This window comes from Streptomyces sp. NPDC001093, assembly GCF_040298985.1.
In the GTDB taxonomy this organism is placed as follows: Bacteria; Actinomycetota; Actinomycetes; order Streptomycetales; family Streptomycetaceae; genus Streptomyces.
The window spans coordinates 25,428-50,541 of the sequence record NZ_JBEPBF010000049.1 but is presented as its reverse complement, the minus strand read 5'-3'; the positions used below and the strand labels follow the sequence as shown (position 1 = coordinate 50,541).

At 71.7% G+C, this 25,114-nt stretch carries 23 protein-coding genes and 1 pseudogene; 11 read left to right on the top strand and 13 right to left on the bottom strand.

The genetic code is table 11. The annotated features are described in order from the left end of the window. Window positions 1-125: 125 nt before the first annotated feature. Window positions 126-1,721: a D-alanyl-D-alanine carboxypeptidase/D-alanyl-D-alanine endopeptidase gene (gene dacB / locus ABT288_RS24065; RefSeq protein WP_351611280.1), complete on the bottom strand. Its 1,596-nt coding sequence runs from the start codon at window positions 1,719-1,721 to the stop codon at window positions 126-128. Between the two features lie 79 nt (window positions 1,722-1,800). Here dacB and ABT288_RS24060 point away from each other — a divergent pair, with 79 nt between their 5' ends. Together ABT288_RS24060 and ABT288_RS24055 are read left to right on the top strand one after the other, a co-directional pair. Then, window positions 1,801-2,292, top strand: coding sequence for an inorganic diphosphatase (locus ABT288_RS24060; RefSeq protein ID WP_030342671.1), 492 nt, complete (start codon window positions 1,801-1,803; stop codon window positions 2,290-2,292). Between the two features lie 141 nt (window positions 2,293-2,433). Then, window positions 2,434-4,089, top strand: a complete 1,656-nt coding sequence (locus ABT288_RS24055; RefSeq protein WP_351611276.1) for a threonine/serine exporter family protein — start codon at window positions 2,434-2,436, stop codon at window positions 4,087-4,089. A 10-nt stretch (window positions 4,090-4,099) separates the two neighbouring features. On the opposite strand, the gene ABT288_RS24050 is transcribed toward ABT288_RS24055, so the two are convergent. Then, entirely contained in the window at window positions 4,100-5,008 is a 909-nt protein-coding gene (locus ABT288_RS24050; protein ID WP_351611273.1) for a DedA family protein, read from the bottom strand. Between the two features lie 166 nt (window positions 5,009-5,174). Between ABT288_RS24050 and ABT288_RS24045 the strand changes: the two genes are divergently transcribed. Next, a complete protein-coding gene (locus ABT288_RS24045; RefSeq protein ID WP_351611270.1) occupies window positions 5,175-5,540 on the top strand; it encodes a YbjQ family protein in 366 nt (121 codons plus the stop codon). Window positions 5,541-5,568: 28 nt separating this feature from the next. Here ABT288_RS24045 and ABT288_RS24040 read toward each other — a convergent pair whose 3' ends face one another. Beyond that, complete coding sequence (locus ABT288_RS24040; protein ID WP_351611267.1) at window positions 5,569-6,336, bottom strand: MerR family transcriptional regulator; 768 nt, start codon at window positions 6,334-6,336, stop codon at window positions 5,569-5,571. Between the two features lie 113 nt (window positions 6,337-6,449). Between ABT288_RS24040 and ABT288_RS24035 the strand changes: the two genes are divergently transcribed. Further along, window positions 6,450-7,736 (top strand): ion channel protein, encoded by a 1,287-nt coding sequence (locus tag ABT288_RS24035; protein ID WP_351611264.1) that lies wholly within the window; start codon window positions 6,450-6,452, stop codon window positions 7,734-7,736. A 29-nt stretch (window positions 7,737-7,765) separates the two neighbouring features. After that, entirely contained in the window at window positions 7,766-9,175 is a 1,410-nt protein-coding gene (gad, locus tag ABT288_RS24030; RefSeq protein ID WP_351611262.1) for a glutamate decarboxylase, read from the top strand. Between the two features lie 18 nt (window positions 9,176-9,193). Here the strand turns inward: gad and ABT288_RS24025 are convergent. From ABT288_RS24025 to ABT288_RS24010, 4 genes and pseudogenes are all read right to left on the bottom strand, one after another. Continuing rightward, window positions 9,194-9,364: pseudogene (locus tag ABT288_RS24025) on the bottom strand (ABC transporter permease); the annotation flags it as partial. Between the two features lie 48 nt (window positions 9,365-9,412). Then, window positions 9,413-9,961: a DinB family protein gene (locus ABT288_RS24020; protein WP_351611259.1), complete on the bottom strand. Its 549-nt coding sequence runs from the start codon at window positions 9,959-9,961 to the stop codon at window positions 9,413-9,415. 146 nt (window positions 9,962-10,107) lie between these two features. Further along, entirely contained in the window at window positions 10,108-11,568 is a 1,461-nt protein-coding gene (locus ABT288_RS24015; protein ID WP_351611256.1) for an aldehyde dehydrogenase family protein, read from the bottom strand. Between the two features lie 92 nt (window positions 11,569-11,660). Further along, a complete protein-coding gene (locus tag ABT288_RS24010; RefSeq protein ID WP_502972802.1) occupies window positions 11,661-12,497 on the bottom strand; it encodes a Sco1979 family transcriptional regulator in 837 nt (278 codons plus the stop codon). A gap of 332 nt (window positions 12,498-12,829) precedes the next feature. Here ABT288_RS24010 and ABT288_RS24005 point away from each other — a divergent pair, with 332 nt between their 5' ends. Then, complete coding sequence (locus tag ABT288_RS24005; RefSeq protein WP_351611253.1) at window positions 12,830-13,324, top strand: ATP-binding protein; 495 nt, start codon at window positions 12,830-12,832, stop codon at window positions 13,322-13,324. A 115-nt stretch (window positions 13,325-13,439) separates the two neighbouring features. Here ABT288_RS24005 and ABT288_RS24000 read toward each other — a convergent pair whose 3' ends face one another. The 4 genes from ABT288_RS24000 to ABT288_RS23985 all read right to left on the bottom strand — a co-directional run bounded on the left by ABT288_RS24000 (window position 13,440) and on the right by ABT288_RS23985 (window position 15,093). Further along, a complete protein-coding gene (locus tag ABT288_RS24000; RefSeq protein ID WP_351611250.1) occupies window positions 13,440-13,709 on the bottom strand; it encodes a DUF397 domain-containing protein in 270 nt (89 codons plus the stop codon). A gap of 169 nt (window positions 13,710-13,878) precedes the next feature. Beyond that, window positions 13,879-14,358: an SRPBCC family protein gene (locus ABT288_RS23995; protein ID WP_351611247.1), complete on the bottom strand. Its 480-nt coding sequence runs from the start codon at window positions 14,356-14,358 to the stop codon at window positions 13,879-13,881. Next, window positions 14,355-14,711 carry an ArsR/SmtB family transcription factor gene (locus tag ABT288_RS23990; protein ID WP_351611244.1) on the bottom strand — a complete coding sequence of 119 codons (357 nt, stop codon included), beginning with the start codon at window positions 14,709-14,711 and terminating at the stop codon, window positions 14,355-14,357. The genes ABT288_RS23995 and ABT288_RS23990 overlap by 4 nt, the downstream gene beginning before the upstream one ends. A gap of 7 nt (window positions 14,712-14,718) precedes the next feature. Then, window positions 14,719-15,093, bottom strand: coding sequence for a VOC family protein (locus tag ABT288_RS23985; protein WP_351611242.1), 375 nt, complete (start codon window positions 15,091-15,093; stop codon window positions 14,719-14,721). A 251-nt stretch (window positions 15,094-15,344) separates the two neighbouring features. Here ABT288_RS23985 and ABT288_RS23980 point away from each other — a divergent pair, with 251 nt between their 5' ends. Then, window positions 15,345-15,818: a hypothetical protein gene (locus tag ABT288_RS23980; protein ID WP_351611239.1), complete on the top strand. Its 474-nt coding sequence runs from the start codon at window positions 15,345-15,347 to the stop codon at window positions 15,816-15,818. 267 nt (window positions 15,819-16,085) lie between these two features. Then, window positions 16,086-16,601 carry a DUF4232 domain-containing protein gene (locus ABT288_RS23975; RefSeq protein WP_351611236.1) on the top strand — a complete coding sequence of 172 codons (516 nt, stop codon included), beginning with the start codon at window positions 16,086-16,088 and terminating at the stop codon, window positions 16,599-16,601. 84 nt (window positions 16,602-16,685) lie between these two features. Here ABT288_RS23975 and ABT288_RS23970 read toward each other — a convergent pair whose 3' ends face one another. Beyond that, a complete protein-coding gene (locus ABT288_RS23970) occupies window positions 16,686-17,795 on the bottom strand; it encodes a DUF2786 domain-containing protein (RefSeq protein WP_351611233.1) in 1,110 nt (369 codons plus the stop codon). A 215-nt stretch (window positions 17,796-18,010) separates the two neighbouring features. On the opposite strand from ABT288_RS23970, the gene ABT288_RS23965 reads away from it, so the two are divergent. The 3 genes from ABT288_RS23965 to ABT288_RS23955 all read left to right on the top strand — a co-directional run bounded on the left by ABT288_RS23965 (window position 18,011) and on the right by ABT288_RS23955 (window position 21,221). Beyond that, entirely contained in the window at window positions 18,011-18,637 is a 627-nt protein-coding gene (locus ABT288_RS23965) for a LysE family translocator (RefSeq protein ID WP_351611230.1), read from the top strand. Between the two features lie 70 nt (window positions 18,638-18,707). Then, window positions 18,708-19,472 carry a Clp protease N-terminal domain-containing protein gene (locus ABT288_RS23960; protein ID WP_351611227.1) on the top strand — a complete coding sequence of 255 codons (765 nt, stop codon included), beginning with the start codon at window positions 18,708-18,710 and terminating at the stop codon, window positions 19,470-19,472. A gap of 48 nt (window positions 19,473-19,520) precedes the next feature. Beyond that, entirely contained in the window at window positions 19,521-21,221 is a 1,701-nt protein-coding gene (locus ABT288_RS23955; protein ID WP_351611225.1) for a bifunctional 3'-5' exonuclease/DNA polymerase, read from the top strand. A 55-nt stretch (window positions 21,222-21,276) separates the two neighbouring features. On the opposite strand, the gene ABT288_RS23950 is transcribed toward ABT288_RS23955, so the two are convergent. Continuing rightward, a complete protein-coding gene (locus tag ABT288_RS23950; protein WP_351611223.1) occupies window positions 21,277-24,525 on the bottom strand; it encodes an AfsR/SARP family transcriptional regulator in 3,249 nt (1,082 codons plus the stop codon). Between the last annotated feature and the right edge of the window lie 589 nt (window positions 24,526-25,114).

The window sequence follows — 25,114 nt, the reverse complement described above, 5'->3', positions numbered from 1 at the left end:
GGCCGTGACGGGCTGGCGGGGGCCGGGGCGTTGAGCGGGCACCCGATGGTGTCGGCGCGTACGACGGTGCGGCCGGCCGGGTGTGGGTACGGCGGCGCGGCCGGGCCCACGGCAGTCGGCAGGAGTCACCGGCAACCGCAGGCCGCCAGCGCCGTGGCCGTTTTGTCCAGGGCCGATTCGGCCTCCACGGGGTCCGTCGTGCCGGAGGCCATGAAGGCGAAGGCCAGCAGGCGGCCGTCGGCGTCGACGACCGTGCCGGCGAGGGTGTTCACGCCGGTCAGGGTGCCGGTCTTGGCGCGTACGACGCCTGCCGCGCTGTCGGTGTAGCGGTCGGCCAGGGTGCCGGTGAAGCCGGCCACGGGCAGGCCGGTGAGGACGGGGCGCAGGCCGGGGCGGCCGGGGTCGCCGGCCGTGACCAGGAGGGCGGTGAGGAGGTCGGCGGTGAGCCGGTCGTCGCGGTCGAGTCCGCTGCCGTCGTGGAAGGAGGCGCCGGACATCGGCAGGCCGAGCTTGGTCAGCCGGGCGGAGATCGCCTTGGCGCCGCCGTCGAAGCTGCCGGGTTCGCCGCTGGTGAGGGCGGTCTGGCGGGCCAGGGCCTCGGCGATGTCGTTGTCGCTGTTGGTCAGCATGCGCTCGACCACGTCGGACAGCGGGGGCGAGGAGACCGTGGCGAGGGTCTGCGCGCGCGTGCTGGCCTTGGAGGGGCCGGGGGACGTGGTGGTGATGCCGACGTCCTTCAGGAAGCCCGCGAACTTGCCCGCCGCGTCCTTCGCCGGATCGCTCACGCGGGGCGCCGGGCCGCTGCTGGAACCGTCGGTGCGGCCTTCGTCGGCGATCAGGGCGCTGACCGGCGCGAGGTTGTCGTTGACGCCGATGGGGTGCAGGGCGGGGCCGGAGTACAGGGTCGTGTCGTAGGAGAGCGTGACCTTGCGGATGCCGCGCTTGTGGAGCGCCTCGGCGGTGTTCACCGCCAGCTCGCGCAGGTCGGCCCAGCCTCCCGCGGCCTTCCCGCGGGCGGTGAGGGTGGGGTCGCCGCCGCCGACCAGGACGAGTTCGCCGGTGTCGGGTTCGAGGGCGGCGCGGGTGGTGAAGCGGTGGTCGGGACCCAGGGCGGACAGGGCTGCGACGGCGGTGGCGATCTTGGTGGTGGAGGCGGGGGTGAGGGCCTTGCCGGCGTCGGTGCCGTACAGGCGCTTGCCGCTGGCCACGTCGACGACGGCGGCCGCGTGGGTGCCGCCCAGCGCGGAGGCGCCCAGGAGGGGCTTCAGGACGTCGGAGAGCGCCTTTCCATCCGGTGCGGCCTTCTTGGTGTCGACGGCGCTCGTCGTGCCGTCCAGGCCCACCAGGACGGGTTCGGCGCTGGGCGCGGGCCGGGGCAGCCCCGCCGTCGTATCCGACCGGCCGTGATCTGCGCCACCTGTCCGCTCCAGGGCGGCGGCCCGGTCCCGCTCGGCCGTACGCTGACCGTTGGCGTCCCAGGGGCCGGCCGCGGTCACCACGCCGGCGGCCAGCACCAGGCCGGCGGTGGCGGCGCCCGCGGTGTACTGCCAGGTCTGCACGGCCCGTGGCCGCGGCAGGTGCAGGGCCAGGGACCGTGTCAACCGCGCGACCCGCGGCCTCGCGGCCGCCCCGGCCCGCTCCAGACGCGGTCGTACGGCGTTCGCGATCCGCTCCACCCGCGGTCTCGCGGCCCGCCAAGGCCTCAGCTCTGGCACGACCACCAGCCCCTTTCGCGATCACACACCTGCGTGAGGGACACTTAATCACCAGAACTATGTGCTGATCATGGAGGAGCCACCGGTGGAGTTCGACGTCACGATCGAGATCCCGAAGGGTTCGCGCAACAAGTACGAGGTGGACCACGAGACCGGTCGGATCCGCCTGGACCGTCGCCTCTTCACCTCGACCGCCTACCCGACCGACTACGGCTTCGTCGAGAACACCCTCGGCGAGGACGGCGACCCGCTGGACGCGCTGGTCATCCTGGACGAGCCGACCTTCCCGGGCTGCCTCATCCGCTGCCGCGCGATCGGCATGTTCCGCATGACGGACGAGGCGGGCGGCGACGACAAGCTGCTGTGCGTTCCGGCCACCGACCCGCGCGTGGAGCACCTGCGGGACATTCACCACGTGTCGGAGTTCGACCGCCTGGAGATCCAGCACTTCTTCGAGGTGTACAAGGACCTGGAGCCCGGCAAGTCCGTCGAGGGTGCCAACTGGGTGGGCCGCACGGACGCCGAGGTGGAGATCGAGCGGTCGTACAAGCGCTTCAAGGAGCAGGGCGGCCACTGAGCCCTGAGCCCCTTTCTTCTCGCTGACGGGCCGTACGCGCACGCGTGCGGCCTGTTCGCGTCCACGCACGCGTACGGACCGCCGGGGCACCTGTGCGCATACTGAGCCGTACGGAAGGTGTCGTTCAGGGAGCGGTGCGAGGTGTCGGAGGCGGAGGACCGCAAGCCCCGGTCGGACGAGGCGCGGTACGACCCGGAGATCACGTCCGAGTTCGCCATTCCGGAGGGCATCGAGGTCTCCGAGGGCGGTGGTGAGCCGGAGACCACCTCGGAGTTCGTCCTGCCGAAGGGCCTGGAGACACCGCAGTCGCCGACTGCCGAGCCGGAGGGCTCGGCGTTCAGCACACCGAGCGCCTACAGCGCCAAGGACGCCCTGACGGCGTTCACCCCGGCCGCCGGCGTTCCGCTGGTCAGTCTGGTCAAGGACGCGCCCTGGCAGGACCGGATGCGCACGATGCTGCGCATGCCGGTGGCCGAGCGGCCCGCGCCGGAGCCGGTGCAGCGCGCCGAGGAGGAGGGCCCGGCCGTCCCCCGCGTGCTGGACCTGACCCTGCGCATCGGTGAGCTGCTGCTGGCCGGCGGCGAGGGGGCGGAGGACGTGGAGGCCGCGATGTTCGCGGTGTGCCGCTCCTACGGCCTGGACCGCTGCGAGCCGAACGTCACCTTCACGCTGCTGTCGATCTCGCACCAGCCGTCGCTGGTGGATGACCCGGTGACGGCCTCGCGGACGGTACGGCGGCGGGGCACGGACTACACCCGGCTCGCGGCCGTGTTCCGGCTGGTGGACGACCTGACCGACCCGGAGACCCATGTCTCCCTGGAGGAGGCCTACCGGCGGCTGGCGGAGATCCGCCGCAACCGGCACCCCTACCCCGGCTGGGCGCTGACCCTGGCCAGCGGGCTGCTGGCGGGTGCGGCGTCCGTGCTGGTCGGCGGTGACCTCATCGTGTTCGTCGCGGCGGCCGTCGGCGCGATGCTCGGCGACCGGCTGGCCTGGCTGTGCGCGGGGCGCGGGCTGCCGGAGTTCTACCAGTTCACGGTGGCCGCGATGCCGCCCGCGGCGGTCGGGGTCGCGTTCGCGCTCGCGCACGCCGACGTGAAGGCGTCCGCCGTCGTCACCGGTGGACTGTTCGCGCTGCTGCCCGGGCGGGCGCTGGTGGCGGGCGTGCAGGACGGTCTGACCGGCTTCTACATCACCGCGTCGGCCCGTCTGCTGGAGGTCCTGTACTTCTTCGTGGGCATCGTCGCCGGTGTGCTGGTCGTCCTGTACTTCGGGGTGAAGCTCGGCGGCAAGCTCAACCCGGACGCGGCGCTCGTCATCGACGAACGGCCGCTGATCCAGATCGCGGCCTCCATGCTGCTGTCGCTGACCTTCGCGGTGCTGCTCCAGCAGGAACGGTCCACCGTGCTGTGGGTGACCCTCAACGGAGGCGTGGCCTGGACCGTGTACGGCGCGATGCACTACGTCGCCGGCATCTCGCCGGTGGCGTCCACGGCCGTGGCGGCGGGGCTGGTGGGCCTGTTCGGACAGCTGCTGTCGCGCTACCGGTTCGCGTCGGCGCTGCCCTATACGACGGCGGCGATCGGCCCACTGCTGCCTGGCTCCGCCACGTATTTCGGGCTGCTGAACATGGCCCAGAACGAGGTGAACAAGGGGCTGGTGTCGCTGGCCAACGCGGCGTCGCTGGCCATGGCCATCGCCATCGGGGTCAATCTGGGCTCGGAGGTCTTCCGGTTGTTCCTGAGGGTGGGGTCGGTCGGGAAGCGGCGGGCCGCGAAGAGGACCAGGGGGTTCTGAGCGGCCGCTTCTACTGCGGGCGGTAGTCGTACGGGTACTGGTGCTGCTGCTGGTACTGATGCTGCTGCGGGTCGTACTGCTGCTGCGGGTACTGCTGCTGGTCGTAGCCCTGGTTCCAGTACTGCTCCTGCTGGTTCCAGTCCTGCTGCTGGGGCTGCTGGTACGGCTGCTGCTCGTACTGGTTGCCGTAGTGCTGCTCGTACGGCTGGTCCGGCTCGATGCGGCGCAGCTGGGTCGTCGCGGTGTCCATGGCCGGCGGAGCCGGGCGGGACGCCTCCGGTGTCGCCTGCGCGGCCTTCTTCCCCTTGCCGCGGGCCCGGAGGAACTCGATCGCGATCGGGACCACGGAGACGAGGACGATCAGGATGAGGATCGCCTCGATGTTGTTCTTGACGAAGCCGATGTTGCCGAGCCAGGAGCCGAGCAGGGTGACGCCCGCTCCCCACAGGGTGCCGCCGATGACGTTGAAGATGAGGAACGAGCGGTACTTCATGCCGCTGACGCCGGCGATGATCGGCGTGAACGTGCGCACGATCGGTACGAAGCGGGCCAGGACCAGCGACTTCGGGCCGTACTTCTCGAAGAACTCGTGCGCCTTGGTGACGTTCTCCTGCTTGAACAGGCGGGAGTCCGGGCGGTTGAACAGGGACGGGCCGACCTTCTTGCCGAACATGTAGCCCGCCTGGTCGCCGAGGATCGCGGCGAGGCAGATCAGGCCGATCGCACCCCACAGCGGGAAGTCCAGCTGGTTCGACGTGATCAGCAGGCCGCAGGTGAACAGCAGCGAATCACCCGGCAGGAAGAAGCCGATGAGCAGGCCGGACTCGGCGAAGACGACGAGCAGCAGGCCCCAGATGCCGTAGGTGCCCAGCAGATGGTTGGGATCGAGCCAGCTCGGGCCGAGGGCGAGTGTCATCACGGGTCCGGGCTCCTGAGGGGGTGAAGGCGGCTACGGCTGCTGGTCTTCGGCGAAGTGCCGCACAAAGCGAAGTGCCGCACAACGCTATCAACGTGATGTGACCGCCCCAGGTTCCAGCGGTGTCCCCGGGATGCACTGTGGGATGACTGGGAGAAAGCTGTGACTCATGGGACTCGATGACTACGGCGGCGGCCAGGGGCCCCAGCCGGACGTGCTGGTCGTGACGACGAACGACGTGCCCGGATACCGGGTGCAGCAGGTGATCGGCGAGGTCTTCGGACTCACCGTGCGCTCGCGGCACCTCGGCAGCCAGATCGGCGCCGGACTGAAGTCGATGATCGGCGGCGAGCTGAGGGGGCTCACCAAGACGCTCGTGCAGACCCGCAACCAGGCCATGGAGCGCCTGGTGGAGCAGGCACGCGCGCGTGGCGCCAATGCCGTGCTGGCGTTCCGGTTCGACGTGACCGAGGCCGCGGACGTGGGCACCGAGGTGTGCGCCTACGGCACGGCGGTGGTCCTGGCCCGGGAGTGAACCCCGCGCACTCCCGGGCCGGGCGCGGTCAGGAGGTCCGACGGTCGGCGTTGGCGAGGATCGCGTCGCGCAGGTGCTCGGCGACACCGGGTCCCATGGCGTCGTAGTACGCCTTGAAGCGCTCGTCGGAGACGTACATCTGCCCGAAGCACCGGTGCATCTCGTACGGGACCTCGAAGTACCACCTGTTCATGTGCTGGCGGTGCTCCTCCGCCATGTCCATGGCGGTCTCGTCGGACGGCTGCTCGCCCGCGGCGACCAGGGCGGCGTACCGCTCCTGCCAGTCGTCGACCTCGGCCTTGATCCGCTTCCAGTCCTCCTTGGTGTAGCGCGCGGCGCGGCGCTGGGACTCGGCCCAGGCCTCGGTGTTGCCCCAGCGCTGCTCCGCCTCCTCGGCGTACTCCTCGTTGAAGGGGTCCTTGTCCCCGAACACCTCGAACCGTTCCTCCGGGGTGAGGTTGATGCCCATCTTGCGTGCCTCCATGGCGTGCTCCACGGCCGCGGCCATCCTCTGGAGCTTCTCGATCCGGGCGGTCAGCAGTTCGTGCCGGCGGCGCAGGTGCGCGCGCGGGTCCACGTCCGGGTCGTCGAGCAGGACCGCGACCTCGTCGAGCGGGAAGCCGAGCTCCCGGTAGAACAGGATCTGCTGGAGCCGGTCGAGGTCGGCGTCGGTGTAGCGCCGGTGGCCGGCGTACGTGCGCTCGCCGGGCACCAGCAGGCCGATCTCGTCGTAGTGGTGCAGGGTGCGCACCGTGACTCCGGCGAACCCCGCGACCTGTCCCACGGAGTAGCTCACTTTTCCGCTCCTTCGGTCGGTACGCCGTCCACGCTGAGGCCTCACGCCACGTGAGGTGCAAGCCGGATTTCCTTCGGGATGTTGTGTCTGTTTTGTCCGTTTATGGTGAGCCCGTGGCCCAGGAGACCGCGCAGCAGGCGCCGACGACCGCTCACACGGCCCCGGCACGGGCCCTGCTGCCGCTCATCCTGCCCGCCGCGGCCGTGGGCGTCGTGGCCAGCCTGGTCTACGTCGGCGTGAGCGTGGCGGCCGAGCAGCTCCAGCGCGTGCTGTGGGGGCCCCTTCCGGACGCGCTCGGGGTGGGCCGGTACTCGGTGCTGTGGATGTTCGTCATGCTCGTGGCGACCGGCATCGCCGTCGGGCTGGTGGTCTGGAAGGTCCCCGGCCACGCCGGTCCCGACCCGGCCACGCTCGGCCTGGACGCCCCGGTGCTGCCGCCCGTCGTGCTGCCGGGTCTGGTGCTGGCGACCGGCCTGATGCTGGCCGGCGGCCCGAGCCTCGGCCCGGAGAACCCGATCATCGCCGCGAACGTGGGCCTCGCGGCCTGGCTCGGCGGGCGCTTTCTGCCCCGGGCGCCGGGCACCCTGTGGCCGGCGCTGGCCGAGGCGGCGACGATCGGCGCGCTGTTCGGTACGCCGGTGGCGGCCGCGCTGGTCATCTCGGAGGCCATGGCCGGACGGCCGATGCGCGGCCGGCTGTGGGACAACGTGTTCGCCCCGCTGACCGCCGGCGCGTTCGGGGCCCTGACGACCACCCTGGTGTTCCATCCGACCTTCGACCTGGGCCTGCCGCCCATGGGGCACCCGCACGCGAAGGACCTCCTGGCGGCGCTCGTGATCGCCTCGGGGGCAGCCGTGCTCGGCATGAGCGCCGTGTACGCCTTCCCCTACGTCCACAAGGCCTTCCGGCGGCTGCGGCATCCGATGCTGATGCTTCCGGCCGGCGGGGTCGTCCTGGGCGCTCTCGCGGCCGTGGGCGGGCATCTGACGCTCTTCAAGGGGCTGGCCGAGATCGCGGAGCTGGCGCACGGCCCGGAGGGCTGGTCGGCCGGGCAGTTCGCCACGATGGCGGTCGTGAAGCTGGCCGCGCTGCTCGTCGCCGCGTCCTGCGGCTTCCGCGGCGGCCGTATCTTCCCGGCCGTGTTCGTCGGCACCGCCCTGGGACTGTGCGCCCACGCGGTCGTTCCGGCCGTGCACCCGGCGCTGGGCGTGGCGACGGCCGTCCTGGGCATCCTTCTGGCGATCACCCGGCAGGGCTGGGTGAGCCTGTTCACCGCTGCCGTCCTAGTCGCGTCGCCCGACATCCTCGCCGTGCTGTGCATCGCCTCGCTGCCGGCCTGGCTGCTGGTCACCGGGCGACCGCAGATGCAACTCCGGGACGACAGCACCCCGATCCGCTGAGTCGCCGAGCACTACCTGGAGGCACGTTCATGGCCCTGCACAAAGGTCCCGAGAAGCAGCACCAGCAGCGAGTGATGTCGGTCAACCCGTTCTACGGCGAGGCCAATCCGGTCGGCGGCATGACCGAGGCCCCGCCGACCCACCGGCTCCCGGACGCGCCGCTGGCCCCGTCCACGGCGTACCAGCTGGTGCACGACGAGCTGATGCTGGACGGCAACTCCCGGCTGAATCTCGCCACGTTCGTCACCACCTGGATGGAGCCGCAGGCCGGGGTGCTGATGGCGGAGTGCCGGGACAAGAACATGATCGACAAGGACGAGTACCCGCGCACCGCCGAGCTGGAACGGCGCTGTGTGGCCATGCTCGCCGACCTGTGGAACGCGCCGGATCCGGCTGCCGCGGTGGGCTGTTCGACGACCGGGTCGAGCGAGGCCTGCATGCTCGCCGGGATGGCCCTCAAGCGACGGTGGGCCAGGCGCAACGCCGACCGGTACCCGGGCGCCCGCCCCAACCTGGTGATGGGCATCAACGTCCAGGTGTGCTGGGAGAAGTTCTGCAACTTCTGGGAGGTGGAGGCCCGGCTCGTACCCATGGAGGGCGACCGCTTCCACCTGGACCCGCAGGCCGCCGTCGAGCTGTGCGACGAGAACACCATCGGCGTCGTCGGCATCCTCGGCTCGACGTTCGACGGCTCCTACGAGCCGATCGCCGACCTGTGCGCCGCCCTGGACGGCCTCCAGGAGCGCACCGGGCTGGACGTCCCGGTGCACGTGGACGGCGCGTCCGGCGCCATGGTGGCGCCCTTCCTGGACCCGGACCTGGAGTGGGACTTCCGTCTCCCGCGCGTGGCGTCCATCAACACCTCCGGGCACAAGTACGGGCTGGTGTACCCGGGCGTCGGCTGGGCACTGTGGCGGGACGCGGAGGCGCTGCCCGAGGAGCTCGTCTTCCGGGTCAACTACCTGGGCGGCGACATGCCGACCTTCGCGCTGAACTTCTCCCGGCCCGGCGCGCAGGTGGTCGCGCAGTACTACAGCTTCCTGCGTTTGGGCCGCGAGGGGTACCGCGCGGTGCAGCAGTCGACGCGGGACGTGGCGACCTCGCTGGCGGACGGGATCGCGGAGCTCGGCGACTTCCGGCTGCTCACACGCGGCGACCAGCTGCCGGTGTTCGCCCTGACCACGGCCGACGACGTCACGTCCTACGACGTCTTCGACGTCTCCCGGCGGCTGCGCGAGGGCGGCTGGCTGGTGCCCGCGTACACCTTCCCGGCGAACCGGGAGGACCTGTCCGTGCTGCGGGTCGTGTGCCGCAACGGCTTCTCCCGCGACCTGGCCGACCTGTTCCTGGACGACCTGACCCGCCTGCTGCCCGAACTGCGCCGGCAGCCGCATCCGCTGACCCGGGACAAGGAGGCGGCCACCGGTTTCCACCACTGACGGAAGCGGTGCGCGCTGACGTCCCAGGCGCGCGAACCTCCGTACCGCCGACGGGAAGAGGACCGCCGGCAGGGCGAGGGGCCGGAGCACGCCCGGCCAGATGTGGCCCGGTTCGCCGCCGGGGCTGCCCAGGAGGTCGCGTACGGCCGTCGCCGTCTGGGACAGGGGTCCCTGCACGGCCGTGCCGAGGGCTGACATGCGGTCCAGGTCGTTGCCGTACGACCGACCGCCCCGCCGTCACCCCCAGGAGCCGCCCTGCTCCTGGGCCACCAGCTCGAAGGCCGTCCTGCCGTCCAGGGACTCGCGGATGATGTCGGCGTGGCCCGCGTGCCGGGCCGTCTCGCGGATCAGGTGCAGACACAGCCAGCGCAGCGAGACCCGGCCCTGCGGCGGGAACCAGGGGTCCGGCGGCAGCGGGAAGGTGTCGTCCAGGCTCGGCACGGAGCGGATGTACTTCTCCGTCTCGGCGGCGACCTGCTCCCAGTACGCCAGCTGCGAGGCGACCGTCTCCTCGCCGACCAGCTGGAAGCTCTCGTGCCAGTTCGACTCGTCGCGCGTGACGGCCGGGGGTTCCTGCTTGGCCCGTGCGATCCAGATCTGCTCGACCTCGGCGACGTGCTTGAGCAGGCCGCCGAGCGACAGCTCGCTGGCGCTGGGCTGGGAGCGGGCCTGCTCCTCGGTCAGCCCGAGCAGGGCCCGGCGGATCCCGCCGCGCTGCTCCTCGATGAACGCGAGCAGCGCCCCGCGCTCGTCGCCCTGCGCCTCCGCCGGTACGTGCCTGACCATGGCCGGCCGCCTTTCATCACCGTCGCCGGGGCCCTTCGCCCCCTGACACCGATGACGCTACGGGCCATTGCGGTCAGATGCTGTCCGCAATGGCCCGCCCGTCACGAAAAGCTGGGCCGGAAAAAGGCCGGCCGGAGAAAGGCCGACTAGAACGGGAAGCCGCTGCGGCCGTGCTGGACCGAGATCCACTTGACGGTCGTGAACGCCTCCATCGTCGTCTCGCCGTTGAGGCGGCCGATGCCGGAGTGCTTCTCGCCGCCGAACGGCACGATCGGCTCGTCGTGGACCGTGCCGTCGTTCACATGGAACATGCCGGTGTCGATCTGCTTGGCGAAGGCCACACCCCGCTCGATGTCACCCGTGTGGACGGCGCCGCTGAGGCCGTACGGGGTGTCGTTGACGATGCGCAGCGCCTCCTCCTCGCCGTCGAACGGGATGAGGAAGGCGACCGGGCCGAACACCTCCTGCTGGAGCAGCGCGGAGTCGGCGGGGAGGCCGGTGAGCACGCTCGGCTCGACCAGGTTGCCGGAGGTCGTGCCGCGCACGAGCGCGGTGGCACCCTCGGCGACCGCCTGCTCGACGGCGCCGGAGATCGCGTTCGCCTGCTGGGAGTTGATCACCGGGCCGATGACGGTCTGCGGGTCGCGCGGGTCGCCGACCTTCAGCGACTTCACCTTGGCGACGAACTTCGCGGTGAACTCCTCGGCGACGGACGCGTCCACGAGGACCCGGTTGGCGGCCATGCAGACCTGGCCCTGGTGGACGAACCGGCTGAAGACCGCCGCGTCCACGGCGTAGTCGATGTCGGCGTCGTCCAGGACCACCAGCGCGCTGTTGCCGCCGAGTTCGAGCACCGAGCGCTTGAAGTTCGCGGCGCAGACGGTCGCCACGTGCCGGCCGACCTTGTCGGAGCCGGTGAAGGAGATGACCTTCGGCACCGGGTGCTCGATGAACGCGTCGCCGATCTCGGCGATGTCGGTGACCACGACGTTGAGCAGGCCGCCGGGCAGCCCGGCCTCCTCGAAGAGCTTCGCGATCAGAGTGCCGCCGGTGATCGGGGTGTTCTGGTGCGGCTTGAGGACGACGGCGTTGCCGAGCGCGAGCGCCGGGGCGACCGACTTGATCGACAGCAGGAAGGGGAAGTTGAAGGGGCTGATCACGCCCACGACGCCGACCGGCACCCGGTAGACGCGGTTCTCCTTGCCGTCGGCCGGGGAGGGCAGGATCTTGCCCTCGGGGCGCAGCGCCAGGTGGATCGACTCGCGCAGGAACTCCTTGGCGAGGTGCAGCTCGAAACCGGCCTTCACGCGCGTGCCGCCGAGTTCCGCGATGATCAGGTCGGCTATCTCCTGCTCACGGTCCTCTATGAGCCGAAGCACCCGCTCGAAGACCGCGCGGCGGGCATAGGGGTTGGTCTCGGCCCACTTCTTCTGGGCACGTGCGGCGGCCCGGTAGGCCTGGTCGACCTCGTCCACCGTGGCCACCGTGATCGAGGCCAGCTTCTCGTCGTCGTAGGGATTGAAGTCGATGACGTCCCAGGAGCCGCTGCCCGGTCGCCATTCTCCGTCGATGTACTGCTGGGCCAGATCGCTGAAGTAGGACGACATGTGATCCCTCAATCACTAGCGGAGCCAGATCCTGGTCACGGTCTGATCGCACGTCATCGTACTTGCGTTTCAAGCGAGTTGGAGGGGGGTCCTCAGGACAGCTGAAGCAGTCCCCGGAGCAGATCCCGGCTCTCGTCGGCACCCGGGCTGTCCTGCTGCAGCTCCTTCAGGGCCTGCTCGTACTGGGCGACGTCCTCGCGCTTGTCGAGATACAGGGCGCTGGTCAGCTGCTCCATGTAGACGACGTCGGACAGATCGGCGTCGGGGAAGCTGAGGATGGTGAAGGCGCCGCTCTCACCGGAGTGCCCGCCGAAGCCGAACGGCATGACCTGCAGCCGCACGTTGGGCCGCTCGGAGATCTCGATCAGGTGCTGGAGCTGACCGCGCATCACGTCGCGGCCGCCGTAGGGGCGGCGCAGGGCGGCCTCGTCGAGGACGAAGTGGAACTCGGGGGCGCGGTCCGCGAGCAGGTGCTTCTGCCGCTCCAGGCGCAGGGCGACCCGGCGTTCGACGTCGGCGGGGCTCGCGCCCTTCATGCCGCGCCGGACCACCGCGCGGGCATAGTCCTCTGTCTGGAGCAGGCCGTGGACGAACTGCACCTCGTAGACACGGATGAGGGACGCGGCGCCCTCCAGGCCCACATAGGTGGGGAACCAGGTGGGCAGGACGTCGGTGTAACTGTGCCACCAGCCGGCCACGTTGGCCTCCCGGGCGAGGGAGAGCAACGACTCGCGCTCCACCTCGTCCGTGATGCCGTACAGCGTCAGCAGGTCTTCCACGTCCCTGGTCTTGAAGCTCACCCGGCCCAGCTCCATCCGGCTGATCTTCGACTCGGAGGCGCGGATGGAGTACCCCGCCGCCTCGCGTGTGATGCCGCGCGCTTCCCGCAGTCGCCTGAGTTGCGAGCCGAGCAGCATCCGCCGCACCACCGATCCGGGCTCTCCCGCGCTCACGTTCGCCAGCCTCCCCAACCGTCCTCAGGGCCCGCAGTCTGCCACTAAAACACTTCGAGCAGTACTCGTCCGGTTACGGAAACGGAAAGAGGCGGGCCGTTTCCGCCTGCGTGTGACCGGGAAGAGGTCAGGACCTCTGAAGACAACCGCTGGAAGATGGCGGAAAAAATGGCCAAGAAGCGGTACGGTCAGGGCCATTTCGGTCGCGTGCACGTGCATCTGCCCTTGCATCTGCTCTGCGCATCCGAAACCATGGTGCCGCGCCACCGCTGCATCGCAACGACCGCGAATTCCCGGGAGTGCCTCGCATGGGAACGAATGGATCGACCATGCTCAAGCCGTTACGGCAGGGCCTTCCGCCGCTGGATCCCGCGGCCGTGTCCGATGCCGCCTCCTGCGCCCTGCCCGCCCGCTACGAGGCGGTGCGCGAGGCCAGGCGCTTCACCCGGGGCACCCTCGACCAGTGGGACGTCGGCGAGCGCTTCGACGACATATGCCTCGTCGTCTCCGAACTCGTCACCAACGCCCTGCGCCACGCCCTGCCGTCCGACCCGGGGTGCATCGAGCACCAGCCCTCGGTACGGCTGCACCTGATGCGCTGGACCGAGCGGCTGGTGTGCGCGGTGCGCGACCCGAGCCATGAGTCCCCGACGCCGCGCGACTCGGACGACTTCTCCGCCGAGTCCGGGCGCGGGCTGTTCCTGGTCGACTCCTTCGCCGACAGCTGGGGCTGGCACCCGCTCGCGGGGACGCTCGAGGGCAAGGTGGTCTGGGCGCTGTTCCGGCTCCAGCCGGCCGGCTGACGCGGTACGGCACCTACGGACGCGCGGTTTCTACGCGCGTCGCGCTCCGTCCACGACCCCGTCCGACATCGTTGCCAGGGGGCCACCGAGGGGCGCCTCCCGCCGCCTCGCGCTCTCAGCTCACTATCAGGTGGTCGAACTCGCCGTCCTTGACGCCGAGGAGCATGGCCTCGATCTCCGCGCGCGTGTAGACGAGCGCCGGGCCGTCCGGGAAACGCGAGTTGCGTACGGCGACGTCACCGCCGGGCAACCGCGCGAACTCCACGCAGGAACCCTGCGAGTTGCTGTGCCGGCTCTTCTGCCAGGCCACTCCGTCCAGCTGCGCGGCAGCCATGCCGTTGTACACGTCGTACCCCCCGTACACGCCGTCAACGTCGCGGTCCACAGGTCGCTCCCCGGTGGTGCACTGGCTGTGTGGCCATAGATGCTGTAGTCAACTGACCCGGATCATAACCCTGTTCACATGCAGATGCATGAGCAAATGCACGTGCACGGGCAGTGTTCCCGTGATTACAGGCTTGACGTTCGCTTTACCCACCCGGGAGGCGCCTGTGTCAGCCAAGCTGTTCCAGCGCCTGCCCCAGAGCAGGCAGGACATGCCCCCGCCAACCCCCGTCCATGATCTTGCGTGCCATCAGCTGAGCCGGATCGTCCGGATCGAAACCTTCGTGCACCAGAAAGAGACGCGTACCGCGCCCTTCCTGTTCCAGGGTCCAGGTGATGGTCCAGTCCGCGGGATTGGCCGGATCGGCGTCGGCCCAGCGGACGGACAGCATCCGTTCGATGTCGTAGGCCAGCACCCGCACCTCCACGACCCCGGAGAAGCGGGCGTTGGGCCGCGGGACCGAGGTCATCCGGTACCGGTGACCGACCTCCAGCCGGAAGCCCTCCGCGCCGGGCATCTGCCACTGGGCGAGCAGTCCGGGGTCGGTCAGCGCGCGCCAGACCTTGGCGGGCGGGTGCGGGAAGAACTGGTCGACGCGGATGGTGGTCAGATCGTCCGCGTCGTGGTCACTGCCGGGTTCGGTGCTCATGGCTGGTCATCGTCGGGCAGACGGTCGAGCAGCTCGCCCAGGCCCTTCAGCCGGTCGCGCCAGAACCGCTCGTACGGGTGGAGCCAGTCCTGCACCTCGGCGAGGGGAGCCGCCTCGAGGCGGTAGATGCGCTGCCGCCCTGAGCGCTGTTCGGAGACGAGGCCGGCCTCCCGGAGCACCCTGAGGTGTTCCGAGAGGCTCGGGCGGCGCATGTCGAAGTGGTCGGCCAGGGCCTGGACGGGCTGCGGCCCGCGCTCACGCAGCAGCCGCAGCACCTCGCGGCGCGTGGCGTTGGCGAGCGCGGCGAAGACGCGGTCCTCGGCGGCCGTGCCCGTCCCGGTCCCAGTGCTCATGGTGCGCTCAGAAGCCTTCCTTCTCCGTCAGCAGCATCAGACCGTTGCCGTCGGGGTCCGCGAAGGAGGCCATGCGCCCCCACGGGTACTCCTCCGGGCCCTGCACCTCGATGCCCGCCCCGGCGAGCCGCGCGCAGTCGGCGTCGACATCGGTCGTCACCAACATGATCCCCCGTGCCGAACCGGGCTCGAAACCGCCCATGCCGGGCCCCGAGAGCGTGAAGACGGTCTGCGCACCCTTCGGCGCGACCTGGAGCCAGCGCCCGGGCGGCATCTGCAGATCGGCGGTGACCTCGAAACCGAGGACGTCCCGGTAGAAGCGCAGGGCACGGTCCTGGTCGGCGACGGGGAGGGTGACGAAGGAGGCGTGAGTGATGTTCATGGCAAGGACAATAGGTAGGTGATTCCCTACCAGTCAAGCGTAGGAAATCTCCTACCTGTGTGGCATGAGCAGGCTCACAACGGATTCCTGTGCGGCGTCCGGAAGTCCGCCCGGTCACTGCTGGTAGCTTGCTGCGGGCCGTCCGGCCGAGGACGGCCGGCCGCTAACAGCTTGGGAGCTTTCCGGTGACTACTGCGACTGGTGCGACTGGTGCTGCGACTGCCCTGCCTGCAAGGGTGCGGACCGCGATCGTGGCAGCAGGTCTGGCGGGCGCGCTCGCGGCGCTGACCGCGTGCAGCGGGGGCGGGGGCGACGGCGACAAGACCGCCGCCAAGACGACGCCGAGCGCGACCGCGTCGCCCTCCTCGTCGGCCTCCTCCTCGGCCGCCGGAGCGGAGGCCGGGGCCTCCGGCAAGCTCCAGGGCAGCTGGATCACCACGAGCGGCGGCAAGATCGTGGCCCTGGTGATCACCGGCAAGAAGGCCGGGCTCTTCGTGACCGGCCGGAAGGCCTGGTGCCAGGGTGCCGCGGGCAAGGAGTCCGGGATGCAGATGATCCATCTGACCTGCCCCGACGGCAACACGGACCGGGTCACGGGCATGGTCGACTCCGTGGACGCCAAGGGCATGACGGTGAGCTGGTCGGGCAGCACCGGCAAGGAGACGTACACCAAGGCGGAGGGCGGCAAGCTGCCTTCGACGCTGCCGACCAAGCTGAAGCGGTGAGTTCGCTGCTGTGCAGCTGTGCACCTGTGCAAGGGAGCAGCGCGGCGCGGCGGGGCGGTGAAGCAGTGCGTTGACGCGGTGCGTTGACGCGGGGACAGGTGCGGGCCCGCAGTGACGGGTGCGGGTCCGGAGCGACGGGCGCGGGAGGCGCGGGTCCGGTGGGAAGCGCCACCTGAAGCGGTGATTCCGCTGGGGGTGGGGCAACCGGGCGCGAGCGCAGGCGCCATGATGCAGGGGCACCGTCACAACCTCGATGGGACCTGCCTCATGCGCGCCATTCCGCTCACCGTCACGGCCCTCGCCGCCGCCATGCTGCTCACCGCCTGCAACGGCGGCGGGAGCAAGAGCGCCGGCAAGAACGGCTCGGCCTGCGAGATCGGCGGGGTCTCCGTGCAGATCGGGTCCGCGAGCGTGGCGCCGAAGGCCGGGGACACGGGTGAGATCCCGGTCAGCATCACCAACCAGAGCAAGCCCTGCACCCTGGACCACTTTCCGGGGGTCGCCCTGAGCGCCGGCAGCACCGAGGCCAACGTACCGGCCCTCAGGGGCGCCAAGGCCCAGAAGCTGAAGCTCGCCAAGGGCGACTCGGCGTCCTTCACGATTGCCTATGTGCGCGGCAAGGCGGGCGACAAGACCGCGCTGGACGCCAAGAGCGTGAAGATCACCCTGCCCGGCACCACCGCCTCCCAGAGCTTCCCCTGGTCGTACGGCCCCGTCGCCCCCCAGACCGGCGGCACCGGCCCGAACGCCTCCGTGACCGCCTTCCAGCAGGTCGGCGACTGAGCGGTACGGCAGGCTGGGGCGGGTGCCCTCACGGCTGCGGGGCGGCTTCGCATGCGGGCGGACCGACGTCGGCTTCGGGTGGGTTCACTCAAGCCTTGGGCGGGTCCTGACCTGCGCCTGGTTCGCCGCTCGTGCGCCCTCCGTCCACCCGGCCGCGTCGCTCACCCCGCGCAGGCGGGTGGTGGTGGTCTCGGGGAACATGCGCTCCAGCCGGTCGGTAACGGCTATCTCCCTGGTGGCCAGGACAGGCAGCAGGTCCTGGCCGACCTGGGTCTCGGCGGCGGCCGCGAGCCGGTCGCCGATCCGGTGGGCGTAGGCGGCCAGGAACGACTGCCGGAAGGCCTTCGTCCGTTTCCGCCCGCCGGCTCTCTGCGCGGCCTCCGCCTTGGTCATCGCGTGCGTGGCCTGCACCAGCAGCGAGGTGTAGAGCAGTTCGACCGCCTCCAGGTCCGCCTCGAAGCCGACGACCGTGGAGAAGCCGAGCGGTTCGTTCCACACCGCGCGGCAGTTGTTCGCACCGGCCACGGCGTCGAGCAGGACCGCCTTGGCCTGTTCGTACGGCGGCTCGAGCCCGATCCGGCAGGCGCCGGGCGCGTCCGGCGCGGGCGCCTCGGCGGCGAGCAGCGCCTCGTCGACACTGTGCCGCGCCATCAGCTCCTGCGCCTTGGCGCTGAGCGCCTCCGCCTCCTCCGGATACCCGGTCGCCTCGGCCTTGGCGAGCAGCGCGCGGATCCGGGCCGGCATCCGGGAGGCAGCCTGACCGGGGGCACGCCGGGACTCCTCCTCCAGGGGTTCCAGGGCGGGCAGGCGCAGCAGCAGGCGATAGAGCTCCAGCGCGGTCGTGGCCTGGGAGAAGCGGTCGGACTCGCGGGCCGGGCCCTCGGGCAGCTCCGCCAGCTGGGCGACCCAGCGGCGCCCGCGCGGGCGGTCCCGCCCGGCCTGCGCACGGATCAGGGCGCCGGCCAGGCGCACATGCACGTCCTCCAGCTCGCGCCGCACCAGCCGTACGACATCGGCGGGCTGCCAGCCACGCCGCCAGGCCGTCGCCACGAACTCCTCGCCGCGCCGGGCGAGTTCGGCATCCGCGGCGGGGTCGGCGGCGAGCAGGGAGGCACCGGTGTCGAGACCGGTGTCGGTGTCGTCGTAGAGGGCGGCCCCGAAGGCCCTCTCGACCGTGCTGGCAGTGCTGGTCACACCGTCGATCGTGCCATGCCCCACCGACAGCGGACCGGGCTTTGTCCACAGGCTGTGGATGAAGAGGTGGCGGGGGACGCACAAGACAGTGGTCGAGACCAAGGTAGTTGCCACCGGCCCTCACCACCGCCAACTCATGGACCACTTGGCCGGCGGTTCGTCTCAGTCCCCGGAATTCCGCCACGCGCGCGTGGGCGCGGGCCAAGCATGGCGGCATGGTGGACACGTCTCTCTACGCGGCGTTCCTGATCGCCGCTTTCGCGCTCTGCGTCACTCCCGGTCCCGACATGATGTTCATCGTCGCGGTGGGCGGCCGGGGCGGCCCCCTGACGGGAATGGCGGCCGCCGTCGGGGTCGCCTGCGCCATGCTCGTGCACACGGTCGCCGCGGCGCTCGGTCTGTCGGCCCTGTTCCTGACCCTGCCGACGCTCTACGAGGCGCTGCACTGGGCGGGCGCGGCCTACCTGCTGTTCCTCGCGGTCAAGGCGTTCCGGGGCGACGGCGGCCCGGTCGAGGCGGAGGCGGCACCGGGCAACGGGCGCCGGCGCGCGTTCTGGCGGGGCGCCGTCACCAACCTCCTCAACCCGAAGGTGATCCTCTTCAACGTCTCCTTTCTGCCGCAGTTCGTGAACCCCGCCCTGGGGCACGTGCGCGAGCAGTTCCTCGTCCTGGGCTGCACGATCACGGTGATGGGCGTGGTGGTGGACGGCTCGGTCGGCCTGCTCTCCGGCAAGCTCGCCTCGCTGCTGCGGCGCAGCCGGCGCCTCGCCCGGGGCCTGGACTACTTCAGCGGGACGGTGTTCGCCGGCCTCGCGGTGCGCCTGGCGGCCGCTCCGAAGTGACCGGCGACCACATCCGAAATGGTGTCAACCATCGGTTGACAGTCAGAGGGGCGCAACCTACGGTTGACGCATGGCGACCAACCCGAACATCACGGCATCCGTACGCCTCGACGACCTCATCGAGGCCATCAAGAAGGCCCACCACCAGCCCCTCGAACAGCTCCAGGACGCGGTGATCGCCGCCGACCACCTCGGTGACGTGGCCGACCATCTGATCGGTCACTTCGTCGACCAGGCCCGGCGCTCCGGCGCGTCCTGGACCGAGATCGGCCGGAGCATGGGCGTCACCCGGCAGGCGGCGCAGAAGCGGTTCGTACCGAAGGAGTCCGCCGAACTCGACGCCGGCGACTTCAGCCGCTACACCCCGCGCGCGCGGAACGTGGTCATCGCCGCGCACAACGAGGCGGTGGCCGCCCGCAACCCCGAGGGCCGCCCCGAGCACCTGGTCCTCGGACTGCTGGCCGAGCCCGAGGGCATCGCCGCGAAGGCGATCACCGCGCAGGGCGTCCCGCTGGACGCCGTGCGGCAGGCCGCGACCGCCGCGCTCCCGCCCGCCGCGGACGACGCTCCCGACCTCGTCCCCTACGGCCCCGACGCCAAGAAGGCACTGGAACTCACCTTCCGCGAGGCCCTCCGGCTCGGCCACAACTACATCGGCACCGAGCACATCCTGCTGGCGCTCCTGGAGCAGGAGAACGGCCAGGGCGTCCTGAGCGGCCTCGGTATCACCAAGGCCGCGACGGAGGAGCACCTGGCCGAGGTGCTGTCGCTGCTGCTGGAGCAGACGAAGGCGGCGGCCGCCGGGACGGACGACCCGACCGCCTCACAGGACTGAAACCGCAGGTCAGGGCGATTGTCAGACCCGGCTGCCACACTCGCAGTCATGACCGACCGGTGGGCGCTCGCACCGGCCGAGGACACGGGCGTGGACGTCGCCCCCCTCGGCCCGGACGGCCTGCCCACCGGGCCGGTGCGGCGGGAGAGCGATCTCGCCCAGGCGGTGCGGAGCCGCCCGGAGGTGACGCGCTGGGTGTGGCGGTCCACCCCCGAGGTCTACCCGCGTCTGCTCGCCACGGGGGTGCGAGTGGAGCGGTGCTACGACATCGAGGACGCCGAGACACTCCTGCTGGGTCACGAGGGCCGGTACGGCGAGCCACGCTCGGCCGCCGCCGCCCTGGCCCGCCTCCGCGGCGGCCCCGTACCGCCCGACCCGCCCCAGCGCTCGGCCGAACCGGGCGCCCAGTCCCCGCTGTTCGAGCCCACGGGCACCCGCCTGCCCCTGACCGACCTCCTCGCGGTCTACGCCGAGCAGCTGCGGCGGCACGAGCGGACCGCCCACCCCGACCGGATGCGCCTGCTGACCGCCGCCGAGTCGGCCGGCATGCTGGTGGCCGCCGAGATGAACCACGCGGGCCTGCCGTGGAGCGCCGAGGTCCACCGCCGCCTGCTGCACGACCTGCTGGGCGAGCGGTACGCGGGCGGCGGCGAACCGCGCCGCCTCGCCGAGCTGGCCGACGAGGTCTCCGCCGCTTTCGGCCGCCGCGTCCGCCCCGACCTGCCCGCCGACGTGATCAAGGCCTTCGCCCAGGCGGGGATCAAGGTGAAGTCCACCCGCCGATGGGAGATCCAGTCCCTCGACCACCCGGCCGTCGGACCCCTGCTGGAGTACAAGAAGCTGTACCGCATCTGGGTGGCACACGGCTGGTCCTGGCTGCAGGACTGGGTTCGCGACGGCCGCTTCCGCCCCGAGTTCCTCGCCGGCGGCACGGTCACCGGACGCTGGGTGACCAACGGCGGAGGCGGGCTGCAGATCCCCAGGGTGATCCGCCGGGCCGTGGTCGCCGATCCCGGCTGGCGGCTGGTGGTGGCCGACGCCGACCAGATGGAGCCGCGCGTGCTCGCCGCCATCTCCCGCGACCCCGGCCTGATGGAGGTCGCCGGCCGCGAGAGCGACCTCTACCAGTCCGTGTCCGACCGCGCCTTCTCCGGTGACCGCGACCAGGCCAAGGTCGCCGTCCTGGGCGCGATCTACGGCCAGACCTCGGGCGACGGTCTGAAGAACCTGGCCGCCCTGCGCCGCCGCTTCCCTAAGGCCGTCGCCTACGTCGACGAGGCGGCCCGCGCGGGCGAGGAGGGCCGGCTCGTGCGCACCTGGCTGGGCCGGACCTGCCCGCCGGCCGCCGGTGCCGGCGAGGACACGGCGGGAGAGGCGGGCATCCCGATCGCCGACGACGACACCGAGACGCAGGCCGACGGCCAGACCGCCTGGGTCCCCGGCTACGCCTCCAGCAACTCCCGGGCGCGGGGCCGCTTCGCGCGGAACTTCGTCGTCCAGGGCAGCGCAGCCGACTGGGCCCTGCTGATGCTCGCCGGGCTCCGCCGGGCCTGCGCGGACCTCAGGGCGGAGCTGGTGTTCTTCCAGCACGACGAGGTGATCGTGCACTGCCCCGCCGAGGAGGCCGAGACGGTCGCCCAGGCCATCCGCGCCTCCGCCGACCTCGCCGGCCGGCTGACCTTCGGCGAGACACCGGTGCGGTTCCCGTTCACGACAGCGGTGGTGGAGTGCTATGCCGACGCCAAGTGAGCGCCGCCCGAGCGCACTTCGGTCACTCGTCCAGGGCTGCTCCCGACTCCTTCGGTCACTCCGCGAGAAGCTCCCGCAGCTCCGACACGACCGCCTGCTCGTCGGTGCCGTCCAGCGCCGCGAGCGCCGCGCGCCAGGCGTCGTACGCCTCCGCCGCCCGCCCGCGCGCGCTCAGCAGCAGCCCGTGCTGGTGCCGGGCGAGGCCGCCCATGTAGCGGTCGGCGCGGGCGTCGGCCCGGCGCAGCAGCTCGGCGCACTCGCGGCCCGCCCGTCCGGTCTCCCCCAGCTGCCGCAGCGCGCGGACCAGGCCGAGCCGGGTCTGGGACTCGCCGTGCCAGTCGCCGTGGCCGCCGAGGATGCGCAGGCTCTCCTCGAAGTGCTCCGCCGCGGCGGCCGGTTCGCCGAGGGTGAGATGGGCGTAGCCGATGTTGCAGTGTGCCGAGTGCTGCACGATGACCGCGCCGATCGCGTCACCGATCGCCAGCGAGCGCCGGTGCTGCTCGATCGCGGCACGCGGGTCGGTGTGCTCGTAGAGGTTGCCGAGATGGCTGTGGGTGACGGCCTCTCCGTAGGGGTCGTTCAGCCGGCGCGAGTACGCGAGGCTCTGCCGCAGCGCCTCCCCGGACTCCTCGAACCGCCCGAGCCCCTCCAGCAGCAGGCCCCGGTTGTTCAGGGAGCGCCGGATCCTGGAGACGGCACCGAGCCGCCGCCAGATCTCCAGGGACTGGTCGGTGAGGGCGAGGGCGTCCTTCTGGCGGCCGGTCAGGAAGTGCAGGGCCGCCAGGTCGCCGAGGGCGTACGCCTCGGCCGCCGCGTCCCCGAGCCGCCGCGCCGCCCCGAGCGCGGCCCGCCCCAGCACCTCCATCTCGGCGACCAGGCCGCCGCGCTGGACGTAGGGGAAGAGCAGCCGTGCGAGCGTCGAGAGGTGCGCGGCCCGGCGCGGTTCGGACGTGCCCGCGTTGCGTGACACCAGGGCGACGACGTTCTCCAGCTCCACCTCGCCCCAGCCGAAGGCCTGCTCGGCGGACTCGAAGGACGCCAGCGCGGCCACGTCGGCCGCGTGCTCCGGCGGCTGCGCCGAGGTGGGCCGGCGCCGGTCCTCCTGGTCGATCCCGGGTTCCACGATCGCCTCCAGCAGCCGTTCGGCCACGGCGGCGTACCAGCGCAGGGCAACCAGGTCGGGGACGGGAGCGGCGGCGAGGCCACTCCGGGGAGCGGCCTCCTGCCGCGGACCAGGGCGCTGCTCGGCCTCCGAGTCCCTGTCCGTCTCCGGAAGGGCGCTCGGCGCCCCCGTGCCGGGGTCCTTCCCCGTGTCCGTCAGTTCGCGGGCGAAGTCGCGGACCAGGTCGTGCGGGGCGTAGCGGCCGTAGGCGGTCTCCTCCAGGAGGGCGACGTCGACCAGGCGGTCCAGGGCTGCCTCGGCGCGCCGCGCGTCGGTGCCGGTGAGGCGGGCGATCAGCGGGGCGCCGTAGGTCGGCAGGTCCAGCGCGCCGATGCGGCGCAGCGCGAGAGCCGCGTCCCGGTCCGCCTCGCGTTCGGCTGCGGCGAGCGCGTCGTGGGCGACGGCCAGGGAACGCCGGACGCTCAGGTCGTCGTACTCGAGATGGCGCAAGCGCCCACCGGTCTCGGCCAGTTGGCCCGCCAGCACATCCGGGGTGAGGGCGCGGCGGGCGGCGAGCCGGGCGGCCACGACGCGCAGCGCCAGCGGAAGCCGGCCGGTCAGCTCGACCAGCGGGTGACCGGCGTGCAGCCCCTCGCGTCCGCTCACCGCGCGCAGCAGTGCCGCGCTGTCCTCGCCGGTCAGCGGGGCGAGCGGGAAACGACGGGCGCCGTCGAGGGCGGTCAGCGGCGAACGGCTGGTGACGATCACCGCGCAGCCGGGCCCGGCCGGCAGCAGGGGTCGTACCTGGGCGGCGTTCGCCGCGTCGTCCAGCACCAGCAGGACGCGGGCGGGGGCGAGCAGCGAGCGGAGCAACGCGGCTGCCGCGTCCGGGTGTTCGGGGATGCTGCGGGGCTCGGCGCCCAGGTCCCGGAGCAGCGCGGCCAGCGCCTGGGCGGAGCCGAGCGGGGCCATGCCGGGGGTGGCACCGTGCAGGTTGACGTACAGCTGCCCATCGGTGAAACGTTCCCGCAGCTCATGCGCGACGGCCAGCGCGAGCGCGCTCTTGCCGACGCCCGCCATGCCGCTGATCACGGCGACGGCCGGAGCCGGGGCGGGCGGCTCGGTGAGCGCGCGCCGCAGTTCACGGCGGGCGTCGATGCGACCGGTGAAATGGGCCGGCGGCGGCGGGAGTTGGGCGGGACGCGGGGTCGGCCGGGTGCCCGGTGCGAGACCGTCCTCGTCCGGGGCCGGCGTTTCGGCCTCCTCCTCGGCGGCGCCCTCCAATCGGCCACCGCCCGCAGGCTGTTGGCGGTGGTCGCCCTCCGCGCCCCGCCGACGACCGTCGCGCTCCCCCTCGGCGCCCTGCCGTTCCTCGCCACTCCCCCGCAACACCTCGACATGGGCCTCGCGGACCGCCGGGCCGGGTTCGATGCCGAGTTCCTCGATGAGGCGGGCACGCAGATCACGGTGGACGGCGAGGGCCTCGGCCTGACGGCCGGTACGGTGCAGGGCGAGCATGAGCTGACGGTGGTACGCCTCGCGCAGCGGATACTCGGCGACCAGCGCCGCGAGCTCCGGGACGATCCCGGCCAACCGTGCGCCGCCCAGGGCGAGTCCGGCGTCGTAGCGCCACTCCAGCAGGAGCAGCCGGGCCTCCTCCAGGCGCTGCACCAGGGCATAACCGCCGAGATCGGCGGGGAGCCCGCTGAGCGGGGTGCCGCGCCAGAGTGCGAGTGCGGCCGTGCAGGCCCGTACGACGCCGGGCCAGTCCCGCCGGGCATGCGCGGCACGCGCCGCGGCGACCCGGGCGTCGAAGACGTGCACGTCCAACTCGCCCTGATCGACGCGCAGCAGGTATCCCGGCGGTACGGCCCTGAGCCGGTCCGGGTCGTCCAGGAGCCGGCGCAGCCGGGTGACGTGATTGTGCAGGGACGCCTGCGCGGAGACGGGCGGCGCCCCGCCCCACAGGGCGTCCTTGAGCGACTCCACCGACACGACCCGGCCCGGCTCCAGCAGCAGAGCGGCCAGCAGCGTACGCACCTTGGGGCTGCCGATGGCGCGGACGCCGTTGTCGGTATCGGTGCCGTCGTGAGGAGAGTTGCCCGGAAGGGCATCGGGGATGTCGTACGAGATCCCGAACGGCTGTCGGTCGTACAGGACCGGCGGTCCCAGCAGTCCGAACCGCAGCTCGCACCGCCGCATCACGCCGCTCCACTGTCTTCCTGCGCGGTCGGGGTCGACCGCGCTGCACCACGGGCCTCAGCCCGCCGCTCCCTGGCGGAATTCCGCCCTGTCCACAACGGTTTCCCGCCACCTCCTGCCGACGGGACCGGCCTCGGAACGGCCTGTCCGAGGGCCGGTTTCGGTTACTGTCGGCGAGTTCCGGCCAACGGGTCCGTCACCTGCCGACGAACCGTTGGCCACATGTTAGCGATCCGTTGGTGAATCCTGATGTGATCATTTCCATCGGATCTGGCCCGACGGCGCGCGCGTATGTCGCGTAACTCGGGGGAGTGTCGCCGTAGGCCGGGTCCGGGGACGCAAGGGGCCCCGGTCGGCGGAGGTGAACGCCCGGGGCCCCGTCCCGTTCCCTGCCCCAGCCCCGTCCCGCACCGGCCAGGCGATCAGCGGAGGCACCCGCGCCCCCAGATCCTCCGGACCCCCATCGGCACCACTGCCGAGACGCCCCACCAGGGTTGGCGACGAGGCCCCGCACATCGGCCCACCGGCGAAGGCGCCCCAGCCTCAGCCACCGACGAAAGCCGCGAGCGAGCCCCGTGCCCCTGCCGAA